Raw genomic sequence first — 18051 nt, forward strand, 5'->3', positions numbered from 1 at the left:
GAGTCCGCCATTGTGCTTGTGGCGCGAAAAGCCTATCTGGCTCGGCTTCCGCGGGCTATCCGGACAATATCCGGGTCGCAAAGCCCTGCCCTCGCAAGCAAGAGATAATGACCTTTCAGAACCTTCCCACGCTTCTATCCGAAGCGCTCGCAGCGCGTGGCTATGCCGCACCCACCCCCGTTCAGGCCGCGGTCCTGGAGCCGGAGGCGGAAGGGCGTGACCTCGTCGTCTCGGCGCAGACCGGCTCGGGCAAGACCGTCGCCTTTGGCCTCGCCATGGCGCCGCAGCTGCTCGACGAGGCCGGCCGGCCGCGCCCGGCAATGACGCCGCTGGCGCTGATCATCGCGCCGACGCGCGAGCTGGCGCTGCAGGTCAGCCGCGAGCTGACCTGGCTCTACCAGTCGAGCAACGTCCGCGTCGCGACCTGCGTCGGCGGTATGAACCCCTCGGTCGAGCGCCGCGCGCTGTCCTATGGCGCGCATATCGTCGTCGGCACGCCGGGCCGCCTGCGCGATCACCTCGAACGCGGCGCGCTGGACCTCGAGGAACTCGCCGTCGCCGTGCTCGACGAGGCCGACGAGATGCTCGACATGGGTTTCCGCGAAGATCTCGAGGAACTGCTCGACGCCACCCCCGCCGGCCGCCGCACGATGCTGTTCTCGGCGACGATGCCGCAGCCGATTGTCGCGCTGGCGCGCCGCTATCAGCAGGACGCGCTGCGCATCTCGACCGTCGGCGAGGACCGCGGCCACGGCGATATCTCCTATCAGGCCATGGCGATCGCCCCAGCCGACATCGAGCGCGCCGTGGTCAACCTGCTGCGCCTGCACGATGCCGAAACCGCGATGCTGTTCTGCGCCACGCGCGACAACGTCCGCCACCTCCATTCGAGCCTGACCGAGCGCGGCTTCGCGGTCGTCGCGCTGTCAGGCGAGCACAGCCAGAACGAGCGCAACGCAGCGCTGCAGGCGCTGCGCGACCGCCGCGCCAAGGTCTGCGTCGCCACCGACGTTGCCGCGCGCGGCATCGACCTGCCGAGCCTCAGCCTCGTCATCCACGTCGAGATCCCACGCGACGCCGAAACCTTGCAGCACCGCTCGGGCCGCACCGGCCGCGCCGGCAAGAAGGGCACGGCGATTCTGCTGGTGCCTTACCCGCGGCGGCGCCGCGTCGAAGGCATGCTGCGCGGCGCGCGCATCGCTGCCGAATGGATCAATCCGCCCTCGGCCGCCGACATCCGCGCTGCGGACAACGATCGCATGCTGGAAGCGCTGCTCGCACCCGTCGAGATCGAAGATACCGATCGTGAACTGGTGAACCGCCTGCTTGCCGAGCGTACCCCCGAGGAGATCGCGGCAGCGCTCGTCCAGGCGCACCGTGCGCGCATGCCCGAGCCCGAAGAACTGCTCGCCACCGAAGCGCCGCCGCCGAAGGGGCCGCGCGAAGGCTTCGAGGGCAGTTCGTGGTTCCGTCTCAACGTCGGCCGCCGCCACAATGCCGATCCGCGCTGGATCCTGCCGCTGCTCTGCCGTCGCGGCCATGTCAGCCGCAGCGACATCGGCGCGATTCGCCTTGCCGCCAACGAAACGCTGTTCGAAATCGCCGGCCCCGCCGCCGCGCGCTTCCTCGAAGCCGTCCAGCGCACGTCCGAAGAGGATGATGGCGTTGAGATCACGCCCGCCGACGGCGCCCCGCGCGAAGAGGCCCGCCGCAACCGGCGCGACCACCAGCATACCGGCCCCGCGCGTTCGGGCCCGCACAAGCCCAAGCCCTATCAGCACGGTCCCCGTCCGGAAGGCCGCAGCGATGGACAGGGAGCCAAGCCGTTTCGCAAGAAGGGCCCCGGCGGCCAGGGCGGCTGGAAGAAGAAGCCGGATCAGGCGCGCTGATGACCGAAGGCACCGTCCGCATCCTGGTCGATGCCGATGCCTGCCCGGTCAAGGAGGAGATCTACAAGGTCGCCTTCCGCCATGCCGTGCCGGTGACGGTGGTCAGCAACAGCCCGATCCGCGTGCCCGCGCACGCGCTCATCGACCGGGTGGTCGTCAGCGACGGCTTCGATGCGGCCGACGACTGGATTGCCGAACGCGCAGCGCCCGGCGGCGTCTGCATCACGGCCGACATCCTGCTGGCCGACCGCTGCCTGAAAGCCGGCGCGGCGGTGATCGCACCCAACGGCAAGCCGTTCACCCACAGCTCGATCGGCAGCGCCATCGCGACCCGCGCGATCATGGCCGACCTGCGCGCCGGCGGCGATTCGATCGGCACGCAGATCGGCGGCCCGCCGCCCTTTTCCAAGACCGACCGGTCACGTTTCCTGTCGACGTTGGACGAAGCCGTCGTCCGCGCTAAGCGGGGGCGCTGAGGAGCAACTTATGGGCGAAAGATTCGAACGGCACCGCCAACCCTGGAACGCGGACGAGCTCCAGAAGCTGCACACGCTCGCCAAGAAGGGCATGCCGCTGAAGGCCATTGCCAAGGCGCTGACCCGCAGCGAGGAGTCCGTGAAGGACCGCGCCAAGGCCGACGGGCTGAGCATCGCCAAGCTGCGCTGATCGCCGCATGATCCGCCTGTCCGAACTCAAGCTGCCGCTCGACCATGCACCCGGGGCGATCACCCCCGCGATCTGCGCACGGCTGGGCATCGCGCCCGAGGCGCTGAAAAGCTGGCACGTCTTCCGCCGCGGCAACGATGCGCGCAAGCGGAGCGCGATCCAGCTCGTCTATACGGTAGATGTCGAAGTGGACGGCGAGGCCGAAGTGCTGGAGCGGTTCGCCGGCGACAAGGATGTCCGCCCGACGCCCGACATGGCGTATCGCTTTCCGACGAAAGCCCCCGCCGGCTGGTCGGGCAAGCGTCCCGTCGTCATCGGCGCCGGCCCCTGCGGCCTTTTCGCCGGGCTGATCCTCGCGCAGATGGGCTTCAAGCCGATCATCCTCGACCGCGGCAAGGTCGTGCGCGAACGGACCAAGGACACCTGGGGCCTCTGGCGCCGCAACGAGTTCAATCCGGACAGCAATGTCCAGTTCGGCGAAGGCGGCGCCGGCACCTTCTCAGACGGCAAGCTCTATTGCCGCACCAAGGACCCGCGCTTCCTGGGCCGCAAGGTGCTCGAGGAGTTCGTCAAGGCAGGCGCGCCCGACGATATTCTCTGGGAAGCGCACCCGCACATCGGCACTTTCCGCCTCGTCACCATGGTCGAATCGATGCGCAAGACGATCGAGGAACTGGGCGGCGAATACCGCTGGCTGACCCGGGTCGACGATCTCGAACTCGAGCGGCAACCCGACGGCAACCATGTGCTCCGCGGGCTGCACCTCGCCGACGGCACTTTTCTCGAAGCCGATCACGTCGTCATGGCGATCGGCCACTCTGCGCGGCCGACTTTCGAGATGCTTCACCGGCGCGGTGTCTATCTCGAAGCCAAGCCCTTCTCGATCGGGGTACGGATCGAACACCCGCAAAGCTGGGTCGACCGCGCCCGCTACGGCAACTGCGCCGGCCATCCCGACCTCGGCGCCGCCGCCTACAGCCTATCGCATCATGCCTCGAACGGCCGCACGGTTTACAGCTTCTGCATGTGTCCCGGCGGCCGCGTCGTCGCCGCGACTTCCGAGGAAGGCCGCGTCGTCACCAACGGCATGAGCCAGTATTCGCGCGCCGAATTTAACGCCAACTCGGGCCTCGTTGTCGGGATCGACCCGGCGCGCGACTATCCCGGCGGCCCGCTCGCGGGCATTGAGTTCCAGCGCAAGTGGGAAAGCCTGGCCTATGTCGCCGGCGGCTCGACCTATGCCGCACCCGGCCAGAAAGTCGGCGATTTCCTCGCCGGTCGGCCCTCGACCGAACTCGGCGAAGTCGTTCCCTCCTACAAGCCCGGCGTGACGATGACCGACCTCGCCGAGTGTCTTCCCGCCTTTGCCGTGGAAGCGATCCGCGAGGCGCTACCCGTATTCGGCCGCCAGATCGCCAACTACGATCACGCCGACGCGGTGATGACCGGGGTCGAGACGCGCACGTCCTCGCCGCTGCGCATCACCCGCGGCAAGGACTTCCACAGCCTCAATGTCGAGCGGCTGTTCCCCGCCGGCGAGGGCGCGGGCTATGCCGGCGGCATCCTCTCGGCCGCAATCGACGGGATCAAGGTCGGCGAAGCCGTTGCTGCCAGCATCATGGCCGATGCCTGAATCCTACGATGCCATAGTGCTCGGCGCCGGTGCAGCGGGGCTGATGTGCGCAGCCACGGCCGGCCAGCTCGGCAAACGTGTGCTGCTCGCCGATCACGCCGACGAGCCGGGCAAGAAGATCCTGATCTCGGGCGGGGGACGGTGCAATTTCACCAACGTCAATGCGCGCGCCGAATGCTACCTCTCGGCCAACCCGCATTTCGCCAAGTCCGCGCTCGGCCGCTATCGCCCACAGGACTTCATCGACCTGGTCGACGGCTACGGCATTGCCTGGCACGAGAAGACGCTGGGCCAATTGTTCTGCGACAGCTCGGCCCGGCAGATCGTCGACATGATGGTCGAGGAATGCGCCAAGGGCAGCGTCACGCTGCTGCTCGGCGATCCCGCGACCGAGATCGAGCATGCCGACGGCCAGTTCCGCATGACGATCGGCGGGCGTGCCGTTTCCGCACCTGCGCTCGTACTGGCGACCGGCGGCCCTTCGATCCCCAAGCTCGGCGCGACGACTTTCGCTTACGACATCGCGCGTAGGTTCGGTCTGTCGATCGTCCAGCCCCGGCCGGCACTGGTGCCGCTGACGCTCGGCCCTGACGACGCGCTGTTTCGCGAGCTGTCAGGCGTCTCGACCAACGTCGAGGTTCGCTGCGGAAAAGCCGAGTTCCGTGAGGCAGCGCTATTCACGCATCGCGGGCTTTCCGGCCCGGCCATGCTGCAGATCAGTTCCTACTGGCCGCACAAGGGCGAGATCGCGGTCAGCTTCCTGCCCGATCGCTCGCAAGGCTGGCTGCTCGAAGCCAAGCGCGCGCAGCCCCGCACACCGATCCGCCGCGCTCTGGCGCCGCTGCCCGAACGCCTGTCCGATGCGCTGATCGAAAAGCTGGGCGTGGAGGGCGAACTCGCCGGGCTGACCGACAAGACGCTCCGCCAGGTCGAGGAGCGACTGCGCGACTGGCGCTTCAGCCCGAATGGCACCGAAGGCTTCGCCAAGGCCGAAGTCACCGCGGGCGGCATTTCGACCGCCGACCTATCCTCGCAGACGCTTGAAGCGAAGCGCCTGCCGGGCCTCTACGCGATCGGCGAGGCGGTCGACGTCACCGGCTGGCTCGGCGGCTATAACTTCCAGTGGGCCTGGGCGAGCGGTCGTGCAGCGGCACAGGCGATCGCCGGACGCTGATGGTCCCAAACCTCTGGAAAACGGGCCGCGCCGGCTTGGTCCGAATCCATGCCGCGATCTAAGCGCATAGGGTGAGCGCACCCATCCAAATCGGCGTCGACCCCGGCGGCAGCCCGATCGCCATCGACGTCGAGGAGCTTCTGGCCACGCGTCTGCTGGTGCAGGGCAACAGCGGCTCGGGCAAATCGCACCTGCTGCGCCGCATCCTCGAGGAGAGCGCCGGGATCGTCCAGCAGGTCGTGATCGATCCCGAGGGCGACTTCGTCACCCTGGCCGACGTCTTCGGCCATATCGTCGTCGACGGCGCGGCCTATTCGGCGGCCGAACTCACCCGCCTTGCCGCGCGCATCCGCGAGCACCGCGCCTCGGTCGTGCTGGCGCTCGACGGGCTGGAGATCGAGGCGCAGATGCGCTGCGCCGCGCTGTTCCTCAATGCACTGTTCGATGCCCCGCGCGAGCAGTGGTTCCCCGCGTTGGTCGTGGTCGACGAGGCGCAGATGTTCGCGCCTGCCGCCGCCGGCGAGGTCAGCGACGAAGCCCGCCGGCTCAGCCTCGCCGCCATGACCAACCTCATGTGCCGCGGCCGCAAGCGCGGGCTTGCGGGCATCGTCGCCACCCAGCGCCTCGCCAAGCTCGCCAAGAACGTTGCGGCCGAGGCTTCGAACTTCTTGATGGGCCGCACCTTCCTCGACATCGACATGGCGCGCGCCGCCGACCTGCTCGGCATGGAGCGCCGCCAGGCCGAGCAGATTCGCGACCTTGCGCGCGGGCAGTTCCTCGGCCTCGGCCCGGCGATCAGCCGGCGGCCCGTCGCGGTGAGGGTCGGCACGGTACGCACTGGTGCGCGCGTGCTGATCCAGAAGATGGCGCCGCCGCCCACGGCCTCGCCCGACGAGCTTCACGCGTTGCTCCATAACGACCTGCATCTGGACGACGCCCCGGTCTATCAGCCCGAACCGCTGCCCGAACCGGTCGACGCCGAAGTGCTGATGGAGCAGATCGCCGCGGTGCCGCTCGGCGAAGAGGAAGAGGTGGAACAGCCACAGCTCTTCGCCCCATCGCGCCACGAGATCGACGCCGCGGTCAACGAGATCCTGGTCGACATGGCGGCCGAGGAAGGCTGCACCTTCCAGCCGCCAGCGATGCTGTTCCAGGACTTCTCCGTGCGTTGCAGGATGCAGCGTCTGACCGCGGGTCATGTCGACATGACCCAGTTCCGCCGCCGTTTCGCCATGGCCGTGGCTGGCGTAACCGAACCCGACAGCCAGAACTGGAAGGACGTCCTGCGCGTCGCCGGGCCGCTGTCGGACGACCTGCTCGCTCCGTTCCTGGTGATCGCCCGCGCCGCGCAGGAAAGCGCGCCCTGCCCCGACGACGACGAACTCGCGCGGATCTACGGCACCAATTCGCTGGGACGCATCCGCCGCCTGCTCGATCATTACGAGAAGAGCGGCCTGATCGTCGTGCGCACCGATTTCAGCGGTCGGCGATCGGTAGCGATACCCGAGCTGGGACTGGCAACGGCGCCGCTCGAAGCCTGACGAAAGGCTTCACCTCGGCGGCGCGGAAGGCCATAGCGGGAGAATGATCTCGGGCCTCGCCGACAGGATCTCGAACGAGCTGCGCGTCCTGGTGACGCCGGGACGGCGCATGGCCGACGAGCTGGAATGCGTCGCCTCGGTACTGCTGGCGATCGTGCTCGCCCACCTGATCGGCGCGAAGATGATAGCCTGGGCCGCCTTCAGCGCCTTCGTCCTGATGAAAGGCCCGATGTCCGAGACACTGCTGCGCGGGGTGCTGCGGATGATCGGGACGCTGCTCGGGGCGACCCTGGCGATCTGGTTCGTCCGGCTCTCGCCGGGCATGCTGTGGGCGACGATGCTGGTGATGGCGCTGGTCGGCAGCCTGGGCCTCTACGGCACGCTGACCGCGCACCGCTCCTATGCCTGGCTGCTGTTCGGACTGACTTTCGTCATGATCCTGCTCGACAAGCTGCAGCAGCCAGGGATCGACGTCCAGGCGCTCGCAGTAACCCGCGTGCTCGAGGTCGGCGCGGGGACCGTGGCCTGCGTCGCGGTGAGCCTGGTCTCGACACTGACCGCGCGCCGCTGGTGGCCCGTCTTGCCCAACCCGCCCACGTCTTCCGCCGGTTGGCATCCCGACGCAGCCCGCCACGCGGCGCAGGCAGGCCTCGCACTCAGCCTCTTGGTATTGCTCAACCACTTCGTCGCCATACCCGAGCTGGCCCAGGCCGGCGTGACCGTGATGGCGGTGATGATCGTGCCTGTCGCGGGCCTGGGCTCGAGCGGCCTCATCCCCGTCGGCCGCCGCCTGCGCCACCGCGCGATCGGCTGCCTCGCAGGGGGCATCCTGGCCTCGCTCGTGCTGCTCGTCGCCGGTGGCAGCGTGCCGGTGCTCGTCGTGGGCACCTGCCTCGGCATCATCGCCGGCCGCCATATCGAGAACGGCGGACCCGAGCGCGCCTATCTCGGGCTGCAGTTTACCCTGGCCGTGCTGATCGTGTTGATCCCCGACGACTATTCGAACGTCGCGATCGAGCCGGGGATGAAGCGCTTCCTCAGCGTATTCATCGGCATGGCGGTGCTGGTGCCGATCCTGCTGGCCGGGCATTTCCTCGTTCCGGAGCGCAAGGCCGCCGAACCCGCTACCGAAAGCGGGGCGTCGGAATAGGGCTGCCGACCCACAAGAAAAGTGCTCTCGCGACGAAATATCATCCATTTTCGTGGTATTTTACTACTACCGTCGGCAAGGATTCCATCGCTTTCACAGCACTGCCAGCGTCGAGGCTGCGGCTTCCAGCCTTTACTCGGCGGCGGTTTTCGCCTTGCCGCGATGCTGGCTGACCACCGGCAATTCCAATCGAGCATTCAACTTCTTGCCGACGCCTAGCATTTCTACATATCGGCTCGGAATGCCGCCCTTAACGACGACTTGCCTAACGCCCCGTTGACCAAGACATTTTGGGTGAAACGGGGCTTAATCTACATGAAATTCAAGTATCTGCTTCTGGCTGCGACGTTCGCATGCCCGATTTCTGCTTATGCCAACGATGCGGAAGCCAACAGTTCGTCGGCGTCGGCTCAGCCGGCTGCGGCCGAAACGGCACAGCCGACCAAGCGCGCTTTTACCACCGGTGTCGCGCGGGGGCGCGACCTGCTGGACAGCGCAATCTCGACCAGCGCGCTGGATGAGACGGAAATCGAGAAGTACGCACCGCGTTCGGTTGGCGAAATCTTCCGCAACATCCCGGGCATGCGCGCCGAGCCCTATGCTGGCGAAGGCTATGCCAACATTTCGATCCGCGGCCTGCCGCTCGCGCTGGGCGGCGCCAAGTTCCTGCAGCTGCAGGAAGACGGCATGCCGGTCCTCGAATTCGGCGACATCGCCTTCGGCACTGCCGACCAGTTCCTGCGCGCCGACCTGACGCTGTCGCAGGTTCAGGCGATCCGCGGCGGTTCGGCTTCGACCTTCTCATCGAACTCGCCGGGCGGCGTGATCAACCTCATCTCGAAGACGGGTGAGGAACAGGGCGGCGCGGTCCAGCTGACGACCGGGCTCGACTACGAAACCTACCGCATGGACTTCGACTACGGTGCGAAGCTCAGCGACACCGTCCGCTTCAACATCGGCGGCTTCTACCGTCAGGGCGAAGGCCAGCGCGCCACAGGCTATGACGCCTACAAGGGCGGCCAGCTGAAGTTCAACATCACCAAGACGTTCGACGGTGGCTATATCCGCCTCTACGCCAAGTTCCTCGACGACAAGTCGCCGCAGTACTTGGCGGTGCCGATGCAGGTAACGGGCACGAACAGCGATCCGCACTATGCCAACGTCGGCGGCTTCGACGCGCGCACCGACACGATGCTGTCGCGCTACCTCCAGTCGAACGTGACGATGAGCAAGAACAACCAGCTCACGCGCTACGACATGACCGACGGCATGCATTCGAAGGTCAAGTCGCTCGGCGGCGAAGCTCAGTTCGAGCTCGGCGAATGGACCATCACCGAGCGCTTCCGCTATTCGGACATCTCGGGTGCCTCGCGCGGTGTCTACTTGGCGCCGTCGCTGACCGGCCCAGCCGCGGCGATCTCGGCGATCTGGGCACGCACGCCGGGTTCGATCCTGAGCTACGCCAACGGCCCGAGCGCCGGCCAGGTGATCGCCAATCCGGCGGCACTCAACGGCAACGGCCTGCTCGCTTCGGCCACGCTGTTCGACACCGATCTGGACGATCTGACCAACATAACCAACGACATCCGCGCCAGCCGCGTCTGGGATCTGGGCGGCGGCAAGCTGACCGCCACGGCCGGCTTCTACAAGGCCGCGCAGACGATCGACACGACCTGGCACTGGTCTTCGGTGTTCATGGAAGTGAAGGGCGATGGCCAGGCCGCGCTGCTCAACCTCGCGCTGCCGAACGGAACCTCGCTGACGCAGGACGGCTACTTCGGCTTCGGCACCAGCTTCCTCGGCAACGTCCGTCGCAACATCTATGACACTCAGTATTCGGTCAACGCGCCCTACGCGTCGCTGAACTACCACATCGGCAAGCTCGCGATCGGCGGCTCGCTCCGCTACGACTTCGGCACCGCCCGCGGTCAGGTCTTCGGCAGCACCGACCTCGGTCGTCCGGCCAGCGTCACGAGCTATGACGTCAACGGCAACGGCGTGATCTCGAACGCCGAGACGCGCGTGGCGGTCTATCCGCTGCTGACGCCCTCGCCGGTCCACTACGACTACGACTACCTGTCGTACTCGATCGGCGTGAACTACCGCATCGCCGAGCAGCTGTCGGTCTTCGGCCGCTACAGCCGCGGCGGCCGCGCCAATGCCGACCGCATCCTGTTCTCGAACTATGTGAACTCGGTCGACGGCAGCCTCCGCCGCCCCGATGCCGCCTATGATCCGGTCACCCAGGCCGAAGGCGGTGTGAAATTCCGCGGTGCGGACACCGAGCTTTATGTCACCGGCTTCTGGGCCAAGACCAAGGAGCACAACATCAACCTCGACCGCTCGTACCGCGCCTATGGCGTGGAGCTCGAGGGCTCGATCAAGAAGGGCCCGTTCCGCCTGAACGCCGGCGCCACCTATACCAAGGCCAAGATCACCGCCGACGCGCTGGTCGCCGCCATGGTCGGGCACGTGCCCAAGCACCAGGCCGACCTGATCTTCCAGGTGACGCCGCAGTTCGAGACCGAACGCTTCGTGATCGGCGCGAACGTGATCGGCACGACGGACAGCTATGCCGGTGACGATAACCTGCTCAAGATCCCTGGCCACGCTCTGGTCAACGGCTTCGCGCAGTATCGCCTGACGGAACGGATGCTGTTGTCAGTCAATGCCAACAACCTGTTCAACAAGCTGGCCGTTATCGAAACCCAGGAAACCGCTCTCCCCGCGACTGGCATCGTCCAGACCCGCGTGGCGAACGGCCGCACGGTTTCCGCTTCGGTTCGCTTCGACTTCTAAGCTGAGCCGGGCGGCCGGGGGCGATGCTCCCGGCCGCCCAAGCTCTTACGCAGGGTCCTCAATCGAGAGTAAAGACAATGCTGAAATCCGCGAAGATCCCCAGGAAGCTCGGTCTTTCGTTCACCATGATCTGCGCCATGGCGGCGATCGTGATGGTCGTGTTCCTGGCCAACATCCTGATGATCAGTGGTTCGACGGATCGCAACAACGCGAGCCAGGAGATCCATGCGGAGGTCCTGGCACTGGAAACCGCTCTGCTGCGCCAGAACAGCCAGCTGCGCGGCTACCTGGTGACGGCAGACCAATCCTACCTCAAGTCGTATTACGAAGGCCGCGACGCCTACGACGAGGCTTCGAACAAGCTCGAGAAGGTGCTGACCGAGCCCGAACTCAAGGCCGCGCTGCTAAAGTCGCGCGAAGAGACGCTCAAGTGGCGCAAGAACTGGGGTGACCGCCTGATCGCCGAGGTCAAGGCCGGGCGCCAGGAGCCCGCATCGAACGAAGTGCGCGGCGCCGGCAAGGCCGTGCTGATCAGCGACGCGGTGCTGCCGCTGCGCGCCATCCGCGATGCCCAGGTCGCCGCAATCAAGGAAAATTCCGAGCGCCAGGAAACCGCGATCCGGGTCGCGCTGATCACGCTCACCGTCGGCGGCATCGCGCTGCTTGGCCTTGCGATCATGCTGGCCATGATGCTCACCAAGATCATCGCCCGCCCGATCACCGGTCTGACCAAGACGATGGCGCAGCTTGCCGCGGGCAAGAACGACATCGCCGTGCCCGATGCCGATCGCGTCGACGAAATCGGCGACATGGCCCGTGCGGTCCTCGTCTTCCGCGACGCCGCGGTGGGCAAGGAAACCGACGACCGTGACCGCGAGCTGGCCATGGGCGAGATTGGCCGCAAGCTGCACGATCTGTCGCAGTCCGACCTGCGCGCCCGCCTCAACGACCTGCCGCCGGCCTTCTCGGGTGTCGCCCGCGACTTCAACGCCGCGCTCGAACAGCTCTGCGGCGTGATGGGTTCGGTGCGCGGCACGATCGATTCGATCAGCACCAGCTCGTCCGAGATTCGCCAGGCCACCAACGACCTGTCGAAGCGCAGCGAACAACAGGCCGCCAAGCTGCAGTCGTCGACTGCCGCCATGGCCGAGATCACCCGCAAGGTCAGCGAAAGCGCCGCGATCGCGGCCAGCGCCAGCAAGTCGATGCTCGAAGCCCGCGCCGAGGCCGAACAGGGCGGCGACGTCGTCCACAAGGCGATCGAAGCGATGAACGGTATCCAGAAGGCCAGCCAGGAAATCGTCGAGATCGTCACCGTGATCGACGGCATCGCCTTCCAGACCAATCTCCTCGCGCTCAACGCGGGTGTCGAAGCGGCCCGCGCCGGTGACGCCGGCAAGGGCTTCGCGGTCGTCGCCAGCGAAGTGCGGGCACTCGCCCAGCGCGCTGCCGACGCCGCCAGCGACGTCAAGACCAAGATCACCTCGACCGCCGCGCACGTCACCACCGGCGTGGAGCTGGTCAACGAGACCGGCGGTTCGCTGGGCCGCATCATCGAGCGCGTCGCCAGCGTCAGCGAGTCGATCGAGGCAATGGCCCAGGCGGCCGAGCAGCAGTCGACCGGCCTCGGCGAGGTCAACTCGGCGATCGGCTCCATGGACATCATGACGCAGCAGAACGCGGCCATGGTCGAGCAGACGACCGCCGCGACCGAGCTGCTCGCCAAGGAGGCCGAGGATCTCTACCGCGCCTTCTCGGCCTTCCAGGTCGATGCGGGCTCGGCACGCCGCGCCGCGGCACCCGCTGCGCCCGTGGTCCACGCGATGCCCGTCCAGCACCGCGCGCCCCCGCCGCGTCCCGCACCGCCGCCACCCGTCGTCGGCAACCTGGCGGTCCAGAGCGACGACGACTGGTCCGAATTCTAACCGCCTGACCAGGCGATTATCCCCGAAGGCCGGCAAGCGCAGCTTGCCGGCCTTTTGGCATTTTAGCCCCAGCGCTTCAGAAATATCTGGCCGCGATCGGCGCACCGAGGCGCTTGTTAAAGTTAATCGTTTTCAACCGACCCGCCGGCCAACTTGTTAATTAATTTCATAATGCCGGAACTTCGCAAACGACCGGCCGTTCACTCGGCGTGACCGCGCTGGATCCGCCCGATCCGCTCAAGCTGCGGTCGGCTGATGCGTCCCGGCCTGCCCGCATGTGAACCGGGGCGCATCAGCACAGGACCCGGAACGCAATATGAAGCCGGAACGCAATATGAGGGAAGCCGTGACGGGATTGAAACACGACGGGTCCTTGACCATCCGCGAACTCGAGGTCCTGACGCTGATCGCCCAGGGCCTGTCGGCAAAAGAGGCTGCAATCATCTGTAGCATAGCGCCGCGGACGGTGGAGACACACCTGGATGCGATACGCGTAAAGCTGAGGGCGCGTAATCGAGTCCACATGGTCGCAATCGCGATCAACTCGCAGATATTGTCGTTCGTCGCTTCTGAGGCCGCCTGAACGTTAATCGGGTACTCGACCCTCGATAGTGTGCGATTGGGCATAAGTTCAGCCCGGGCGGCCCTGCCTCTTCATCGCTCCCACTGCGCAGTCTCAGCATGTAGAATTAACCATAAGTGTTCGACTGGAACGAAGACAAAAGTTAATCGTTCAACAAGGCACTCACACAGGAGATCGAACATGGCAAATGATGGCCCCCCTTATTGTCGAAACCGGCAATCGCAGCAGCGGAGCAGGTTGGGTAATCGCACTCGTGCTCGTCGTTGCGCTCGTCGCTGGCGTGATTTTCTTCACCCAGATGTCCGGTAGCCAGAACGCAAAGGACAATGCGATCGCCAATGCGGCCGGTCAGGTCGGCAACGCAGCCGAGAAGGCCGGCAACGCGGCGCAGGATGCTGCGAACAACACCAAGCAGTAAGCAAGAGAGGACAGGATCATGGGCCTGATTATTCTGATTATCGTCGGCGGCGTCATCGGATGGCTCGCCAGTATGGTCATGCGTACCGATGGCCAGCAGGGAATCCTGCTCAACGTCGTCGTCGGGATCGTCGGTGCGCTGGTTGCCAGCTTCCTGCTGAATCCGCTGATCGGCGGCGGCAATATAATGGCTGGGGACTACAGCGCCAGTTCGCTGATCGTCACGTTCCTGGGCGCGGTGGTCCTGCTCGCCATCGTCAACCTGATCCGTCGCGGTTCGGCCCGCTGATCGGCCTGAACCACTAGACCGTTTTTGAACGGCGCCGGATGCTACCAGGGATCGGGAGCATCTTACCTATCACCCCCGCTTCGGCGGGGGTTTTTCGTAGGGCCGACCTTCAGCCGCGCCAGTCGATCCAGCTGCCATAGGCGTGGCAGAGCGCCAGCACGCGGCTGGTGCCGGTCTCGCCGCCCTCGCCCGGCCAGCGGGTAAGGCGCAGTTGCACTTCGGTGCGGTCTGAATTCCATTCGAGGCCGATCCAGGCGAATGGGCGGTCCGGCGTCGCGCGGGCGCCGGCGGCCATGATCGAGGTCAGCGCAGCGCGGCGTTCGGCCTCGGGCAAATATTGCAGCACCATCGAATGCATGACGACGCGGCAGACGCCCTCGCGCTGCGGCTGGGTAAGCTGATGTGCCAGCCAGGGCGCGGCGCTGGCGCGCTCGATCTGCGGCGGGCGGGCGAGGTTCAGCGCGATCGCGTGGCACAGCCGCTCGGCCCGCGCGGGATGGTCGGCCCAGATGTAGGACAGCAGGCGCTCGCGGGTGAACGGGTCTTCGAGCCGCAATGGCCGCAAGTCGACCCCGCGTACCGAATGGATCTGCACGGGCGCTTTGACCACGGCAGCGCCACGCCATTCGGGCGACACGCGCACAGGCGAATCTGGCGTTCCCGCGCCGACGCCACCGAGGTCGTGGGCATAGCGGTCGAGCATGAGGTTGAGCCCGGCACTGGCGCCGAATTCGAGCAACTCGAACGGCATACCGGCGCCGTCGGCCAGCGTCATCAGCGCGGCCATGAAAGCGGCCGAGCGGCCCACTTCGTTGGTCTGCGTCGGATGGTCCATCCATTCGAGGATCGTCTCTTCGCCCACTTCCAGCGCCGCACCGATGGCCCGGCCGAAATTGGCGTGGAGGCCGGCGTAGAGCGCGCTCAGGTCGGGAAGGGCACCGCGCCGAGCCAGCGCATGGAGACCGGCGTTGAGCCGCATAGCCATCGCCGCCGCGGCCGGATCGCCGGGCCAGTTGGAGACCAATGCGGCGAGGCGCGGCGCGCGGTCGAGTTGGCGCCAGGCAGCGGCGAGAACTTCACTGACGAAGGGCGAACCGAGGTCACGGGCGATGCCCGACTGGCGCAGCAGTTCGGCGCGCCCATCCCGAGTAACGGCGTCGCGAGTCTCTACAGGGGTCTGCGGAGCCGACTCCGGGCCCGGTGGCGCAGCCCGCGCAGTACCGTGAGACTCGCCCAGTTCGGTCCTCAGAATGGCTGTACTTGTCACCGGATACCCGCAGATAGCGCCGGGCGAATTCGGGTCCCGACTGTCAATCTGCGACTACGCCCGCATGGTGAACTCTTCGGGAATGCAGCCCTCGGAAATATACCTGTTACGGCAAGAAAAATCGTCGGAAATCAACCATTCTGGTGGAAGTCAGCCTTCGGCCTTCGCCTCCGCCTTCAGCACCCAGATGTCGACGGGGGCGATGAACTTGCCCGGCGCGGGCTTACCCACGTCGATCCGCTGGGCGGTGACGAGTTCGCCGCTTTCGAGCGTGAAGCTGGCCCAGGGCTTGGGCATCCGCTCGAACTTCATTTTCTGGATGGGCCGCCCGGTAGCGGCATTCATGATCGTGGCTATGATGGACATGCCGGGCCGGTAGCGAGCCCGGCCCGGGCCTGTCCATCAGGCGACTCGAAACTCCCCCGGAAATTGGCCGGGCTTTGCACCGAAATTCTGCAGGTCCGCGATCTGGCGGCGCTGGCGCCTCCCTCACCCCGGCATCTGGTTCGTCGGCGCCTGCGCCCCGGCCCGTGCTTCCTTCGCTTCGGCCGCCGTCACCGGAGCCTTGTAGCGGTTGCCGAAATGGGTGCGGACGTAGTTGACGACCTCGGCCGCCTGCTGGTCGCTCATCATCATGCCTATAGCGGGCATGCCGTTCATCCCCTGCATCAGCACCGACAGCGGATAGCCGCCGGCTTCGAGCTTGGGATTGCCGGCCAGCGCCGGATAGTGACCGGCGCCCTCCGCGCCTTTGGCATCGGGCATGTGGCAGGCGGCACAGACGCGGCGGTACATCGCCTCGCCGCTGGTCTCGGCGAACTGGCCGCGCCCGGCAAAGGCGCCGTCGGCGGCGTCGACCACGGCCGGCGTTGCCGGCGGAGCAGACTTGGCGGCGACGCCCACCGAGCCGAGCGCAACGCCCATTGCCACTACGCCCGCCGTAAGGAGAGAAAGGGTCTGGATCTTCATGGTCTCTCCTCTCAGGCCGCGAGCACGTGTTGGTGGAGCCGGCCGATCGCGTCGATCGCCGAGGTGATGCCGCCCTCCTGCCAGCCGCCGTAGTAGGAGGCATGTTCGCCCGCGAGCATGATGCGGCCGTCCATCGCGCAGAGGTTCTTGTAGTGCTCGGCGCGCGCCTGCTCGGTCCAGGTGCCGAAGCAGCCCAGCACCCAGGGTACGCGGTGCCAGCCGACCGACACGGCGTTCATGTACTCGGCCTTGGCCTGCGGATGGATCACCGAGTTCCATTCGAGCACCCGCGCGTGGCGTTCGGCCGGGGGCAGCGCGGTCAGCTCATAGCCGGTCGGGCCGCCGGTATAGGCGCCCAGCCAGACGCCCGGCCCCTTGGCGCCGTACTTGCTGCTGGGATAGCTGATCTGGCTGTTCGGCAAGTCGGTGTAGGAGATGCCGCCATAGATCTGGTCGTCCTGCTCCCAGAACCGGCGCTTGAACTCGAGCCCGACCTTGCAACTCGTCGAATAGGCGATGCCGCGGATCGCCGCGGCCATTTCCGGCCCGACGTTCATGTCCACCTGCGCGAGGATCGGCAGCGGGATCGTGCAGATGACGTAGTCGGCGCTGGCCGTCTGCTTGGCGCCGGTCTTGGTGTCGGTATAGGCGACCGTGACGCCCTTGTCGTTCTGCTGGATCGCAGTGACCTTGCTGTTCAGCCGGACGAGATGGCCGACCGCGCGTTCGAACCCCTTGGCCACCTGCCCCATGCCGCCAACCGGCTGGAAGATGGTGAATTCGTGATCCCAGCTGAGGTTGCCGCCCAGCGTTTTCCACAGGCCCGAGCGCAGTACGGTCTCGGCGGTCATCGGCTCGGAAGGGATCGGCTCGGCGGAAAGGCCGCCGCCCGGTTCCTTGTCCCAGCCGCGCCGGTTGCTGGACTCGCGGCCCTTCACATAGCGCATGTTCTTGTCCAGCCCGCCCCAGCTGCGGAGCGATTCCAGCAGGATTTCACCGTCTTCCTTGGTGATCGTGTCGGTCAGCGCACCCTTGTTCACCGCCTTGGCGAGAAGCTCGCCGACATGACCATAATAGTCGGCCTGGGCGTGACGGAAGCGCTGTGGCTTGCCGTCGAACTGCTTCGTCGAATGGATATAGGCATTGTAGTTGACCTGCATGAACGGCTGCAGCTCTACGCCGAGCTCGTGGCAGTAGTGGATCAGGCCGTGGTGGTGCCACGGAATGCGCCAGGGACCGGGATTGATGTAGTTGCCCGGCGCGAATTCACAGCGCTGGGTCGCGCCGCCGAGCTCGGTAAAGGTATCGCCGCCCTGCAGCGTCCACGAACGGCCGCCGACGCGGTCGTTGTATTCGAGCACCTGGACCTTGTAACCGGCGCGGCTGAGCTCCAGCGCCGAAGTCATGCCGGCAACACCGGCACCGAGGATCAGCACCGACGTTCCCTTGGGATCGCCGTCGAGCTTGATCGGGCCCTTGAAATTCGAAGCCTTCGCCTGGTCGAAGGCCCCCATGGCCATATACATGACCGTACCCCCGGCTGCAGCGCCGATCAGACTCAGAAGATCGCGCTTGCTCATCCCCGGGTTGAGGTTTTGCGACATATTGTATTTGCCCTCGCTTGCGGCCGCCCTGCCGTGCAGGGGAAATTCGGCCGCCACGGGCAAAATGTTGATACGCCTTTGTGCTTATTCCGCCAACGTTGTCATTCGACAAGGGTACCGCACTTGCGAAGGCCGGAGATTCCGG

General features: G+C 66.2%; 16 protein-coding genes. 12 read left to right on the forward strand and 4 right to left on the reverse strand.

Annotated elements, in window-relative coordinates:
• Positions 1–107: 107 nt before the first annotated feature.
• The 12 genes from KRR38_RS16635 (at position 108) to KRR38_RS16690 (ending at position 14066) form a co-directional block, all read left to right on the forward strand.
• On the forward strand, positions 108–1889 hold the full coding sequence (locus KRR38_RS16635; protein WP_217403654.1) for a DEAD/DEAH box helicase: 1782 nt from the start codon (positions 108–110) through the stop codon (positions 1887–1889).
• Positions 1889–2365: a YaiI/YqxD family protein gene (locus KRR38_RS16640; RefSeq protein ID WP_217403656.1), complete on the forward strand. Its 477-nt coding sequence runs from the start codon at positions 1889–1891 to the stop codon at positions 2363–2365. The genes KRR38_RS16635 and KRR38_RS16640 overlap by 1 nt, the downstream gene beginning before the upstream one ends.
• Positions 2366–2375: 10 nt before the next feature.
• A complete protein-coding gene (locus KRR38_RS16645; protein ID WP_217403658.1) occupies positions 2376–2555 on the forward strand; it encodes a hypothetical protein in 180 nt (59 codons plus the stop codon).
• A gap of 7 nt (positions 2556–2562) precedes the next feature.
• The gene (locus tag KRR38_RS16650) at positions 2563–4188 is read left to right on the forward strand and encodes an NAD(P)/FAD-dependent oxidoreductase (protein ID WP_217403660.1); all 1626 of its coding nucleotides are present in this window, start codon (positions 2563–2565) and stop codon (positions 4186–4188) included.
• On the forward strand, positions 4181–5362 hold the full coding sequence (locus KRR38_RS16655) for an NAD(P)/FAD-dependent oxidoreductase (protein ID WP_217403662.1): 1182 nt from the start codon (positions 4181–4183) through the stop codon (positions 5360–5362). The genes KRR38_RS16650 and KRR38_RS16655 overlap by 8 nt, the downstream gene beginning before the upstream one ends.
• 71 nt (positions 5363–5433) lie before the next feature.
• A complete protein-coding gene (locus KRR38_RS16660) occupies positions 5434–6903 on the forward strand; it encodes an ATP-binding protein (RefSeq protein ID WP_217403664.1) in 1470 nt (489 codons plus the stop codon).
• A gap of 43 nt (positions 6904–6946) precedes the next feature.
• Positions 6947–8053 carry an FUSC family protein gene (locus tag KRR38_RS16665; protein WP_254514842.1) on the forward strand — a complete coding sequence of 369 codons (1107 nt, stop codon included), beginning with the start codon at positions 6947–6949 and terminating at the stop codon, positions 8051–8053.
• Positions 8054–8368: 315 nt separating this feature from the next.
• Positions 8369–10852: a TonB-dependent receptor domain-containing protein gene (locus KRR38_RS16670; protein WP_217403666.1), complete on the forward strand. Its 2484-nt coding sequence runs from the start codon at positions 8369–8371 to the stop codon at positions 10850–10852.
• Between the two features lie 77 nt (positions 10853–10929).
• Positions 10930–12777 (forward strand): methyl-accepting chemotaxis protein, encoded by a 1848-nt coding sequence (locus KRR38_RS16675; protein ID WP_217403668.1) that lies wholly within the window; start codon positions 10930–10932, stop codon positions 12775–12777.
• Between the two features lie 316 nt (positions 12778–13093).
• The gene (locus tag KRR38_RS16680; RefSeq protein WP_254514843.1) at positions 13094–13360 is read left to right on the forward strand and encodes a response regulator transcription factor; all 267 of its coding nucleotides are present in this window, start codon (positions 13094–13096) and stop codon (positions 13358–13360) included.
• Positions 13361–13547: 187 nt separating this feature from the next.
• Positions 13548–13778: a hypothetical protein gene (locus KRR38_RS16685; RefSeq protein WP_217403670.1), complete on the forward strand. Its 231-nt coding sequence runs from the start codon at positions 13548–13550 to the stop codon at positions 13776–13778.
• Between the two features lie 18 nt (positions 13779–13796).
• A complete protein-coding gene (locus tag KRR38_RS16690) occupies positions 13797–14066 on the forward strand; it encodes a GlsB/YeaQ/YmgE family stress response membrane protein (RefSeq protein WP_217403672.1) in 270 nt (89 codons plus the stop codon).
• A gap of 109 nt (positions 14067–14175) precedes the next feature.
• On the opposite strand, the gene KRR38_RS16695 is transcribed toward KRR38_RS16690, so the two are convergent.
• From KRR38_RS16695 to KRR38_RS16710, 4 genes are all read right to left on the reverse strand, one after another.
• Positions 14176–15333 (reverse strand): DUF2332 family protein, encoded by a 1158-nt coding sequence (locus tag KRR38_RS16695; protein ID WP_309141067.1) that lies wholly within the window; start codon positions 15331–15333, stop codon positions 14176–14178.
• A gap of 150 nt (positions 15334–15483) precedes the next feature.
• Positions 15484–15699 (reverse strand): hypothetical protein, encoded by a 216-nt coding sequence (locus tag KRR38_RS16700; protein WP_217403674.1) that lies wholly within the window; start codon positions 15697–15699, stop codon positions 15484–15486.
• Positions 15700–15822: 123 nt separating this feature from the next.
• The gene (locus KRR38_RS16705) at positions 15823–16302 is read right to left on the reverse strand and encodes a cytochrome c (RefSeq protein WP_217403676.1); all 480 of its coding nucleotides are present in this window, start codon (positions 16300–16302) and stop codon (positions 15823–15825) included.
• Positions 16303–16313: 11 nt separating this feature from the next.
• A complete protein-coding gene (locus KRR38_RS16710; protein WP_217403678.1) occupies positions 16314–17906 on the reverse strand; it encodes a flavin monoamine oxidase family protein in 1593 nt (530 codons plus the stop codon).
• Positions 17907–18051: the final 145 nt, after the last annotated feature.

The sequence above is a fragment of the Novosphingobium sp. G106 genome, assembly GCF_019075875.1.
Taxonomy (GTDB): Bacteria; Pseudomonadota; Alphaproteobacteria; order Sphingomonadales; family Sphingomonadaceae; genus Novosphingobium.

What these genes read in the sequence shown, in the direction of transcription:
- KRR38_RS16710 (WP_217403678.1), bottom strand. Translation starts at nt 17,906, where the DNA reads ATGTCGCAAAACCTCAACCCGGGGATGAGCAAGCGCGATCTTCTGAGT.
- KRR38_RS16670 (WP_217403666.1), top strand. Translation starts at nt 8,369, where the DNA reads ATGAAATTCAAGTATCTGCTTCTGGCTGCGACGTTCGCATGCCCGATT.
- KRR38_RS16650 (WP_217403660.1), top strand. Translation starts at nt 2,563, where the DNA reads ATGATCCGCCTGTCCGAACTCAAGCTGCCGCTCGACCATGCACCCGGG.
- KRR38_RS16690 (WP_217403672.1), top strand. Translation starts at nt 13,797, where the DNA reads ATGGGCCTGATTATTCTGATTATCGTCGGCGGCGTCATCGGATGGCTC.
- KRR38_RS16685 (WP_217403670.1), top strand. Translation starts at nt 13,548, where the DNA reads ATGATGGCCCCCCTTATTGTCGAAACCGGCAATCGCAGCAGCGGAGCA.
- KRR38_RS16700 (WP_217403674.1), bottom strand. Translation starts at nt 15,699, where the DNA reads ATGTCCATCATAGCCACGATCATGAATGCCGCTACCGGGCGGCCCATC.
- KRR38_RS16680 (WP_254514843.1), top strand. Translation starts at nt 13,094, where the DNA reads ATGAAGCCGGAACGCAATATGAGGGAAGCCGTGACGGGATTGAAACAC.
- KRR38_RS16705 (WP_217403676.1), bottom strand. Translation starts at nt 16,302, where the DNA reads ATGAAGATCCAGACCCTTTCTCTCCTTACGGCGGGCGTAGTGGCAATG.
- KRR38_RS16635 (WP_217403654.1), top strand. Translation starts at nt 108, where the DNA reads ATGACCTTTCAGAACCTTCCCACGCTTCTATCCGAAGCGCTCGCAGCG.
- KRR38_RS16655 (WP_217403662.1), top strand. Translation starts at nt 4,181, where the DNA reads ATGCCTGAATCCTACGATGCCATAGTGCTCGGCGCCGGTGCAGCGGGG.
- KRR38_RS16640 (WP_217403656.1), top strand. Translation starts at nt 1,889, where the DNA reads ATGACCGAAGGCACCGTCCGCATCCTGGTCGATGCCGATGCCTGCCCG.
- KRR38_RS16665 (WP_254514842.1), top strand. Translation starts at nt 6,947, where the DNA reads ATGATCTCGGGCCTCGCCGACAGGATCTCGAACGAGCTGCGCGTCCTG.
- KRR38_RS16675 (WP_217403668.1), top strand. Translation starts at nt 10,930, where the DNA reads ATGCTGAAATCCGCGAAGATCCCCAGGAAGCTCGGTCTTTCGTTCACC.
- KRR38_RS16645 (WP_217403658.1), top strand. Translation starts at nt 2,376, where the DNA reads ATGGGCGAAAGATTCGAACGGCACCGCCAACCCTGGAACGCGGACGAG.